We start from the raw sequence: 1,370 nt of genomic DNA on the forward strand, positions 1-1,370 counted from the left end.
TCGCCCGCAGGAAGCTTTGCTCTGTGCGAAAGCGAAGCGTCAGCAACAAAGCGAGTAGCCCGTAGCGGAAATCAGCCACTTTGGATGTATAAAAATGGTTAATCAACACACCTGAAATGTGACAATATTATCAACCTATTGGGGAGAAGAAGGAGAAATTTGTATGAAAGCAAAAGGTATTTTAAAGGGAATTACTATTGGTATTTTTTGTTCAGTTTTTATTCCATACCTTTTTAATAGTGTAGGGAATACTTTAGCAGGAGGTCGTATAAGCTACTGGGGAGCAAGTTGGATATATATAGCATTTTCTATTCCTATGATTCTATCCATGGCCATAATAGGATATTATCTATCTTGTCAAAAGAATATCCCAAATAAAAAAATGTGGGGGATTAGTTTCTTTGTCACTTTAATTGTCAGCTTATTTACTGGCACAGTGGGTATTTTAATTAGTGAAATGATATTGCGCGGTAATTTAAATACTTTTAATATAGAAGATTCAATGATATGGGGCGTCATTTACAGTCTTATATTCCTTCCAATAACTGTACCTTCAGGAAAGCTTATTTTAAATTCTTTGCATTATTGGATTCATAAACCCGCAATTTAAAAATTATATAATATCATGACCAAGATGAAATTAATCAATTCGGTCTTTTTTTGTACATAGAGCATTTAAAAAGTCACTCATTTTGAAAAACAAACATGAGTGACTTACATTACAGCAATCTTAAAACGCCATTTCTTATAAAGCGTGATCAAGATGGAGTTATTTTTTACTAACTAATTACATCATATTATTTTACACTTCTAACGATTAATTTTTCATCCAAGTAAGTAATCTTACAATTTGAAATGGGTCGTACCAAGTAATGATGAAACTACAAAGGAAAAATGTTATCACAGGGAAAATTTTGTATTTTTCCTGTTCTCTTTTAAATACAGCACAAAGACTTAACAATAAACTTATAAATAATAAACCGAATCCAGATATCATAAGAATCTCAAAATTGGCTGAATAAATGTAAGAGAAACTCAATAGAACAGCACCAATTACAGCGAAAATAATGGATAGTTTGCTAAACATTTAAAAGCTCCCTTCGAAAAAAAATTCAATTAACTTACATTGAAGCCACTTCTCCGCAATTCGTACAAATAGTCAAAATTAGTGGTGAACTCGAGAAATGGATCATATCGAGCTTAATGGGTTTTACTTTTACCATAGATCCGCCTATTTCACCTTATGCGAAGAAATCACTACCACAAGCCGTACCAACTAATTTATCGTTTTCCATATTATTGGCTCATCACCATAACTTGTGGTTGATTTTCTATCAATTCAATAATTTTACATTTTACTATAGAAGAAA

The 1,370-nt window shown here is 32.0% G+C and carries 1 protein-coding gene; it reads left to right on the plus strand.

The features are described 5' to 3' along the window. Nucleotides 1-163: 163 nt before the first annotated feature. Nucleotides 164-610, plus strand: coding sequence for a hypothetical protein (locus AMS59_RS20180; RefSeq protein WP_053485514.1), 447 nt, complete (start codon nucleotides 164-166; stop codon nucleotides 608-610). Nucleotides 611-1,370 lie beyond the last annotated feature (760 nt).

The sequence above is a fragment of the Lysinibacillus sp. FJAT-14745 genome (genome assembly GCF_001275675.1).
Taxonomy (GTDB): Bacteria; Bacillota; Bacilli; order Bacillales_A; family Planococcaceae; genus Lysinibacillus.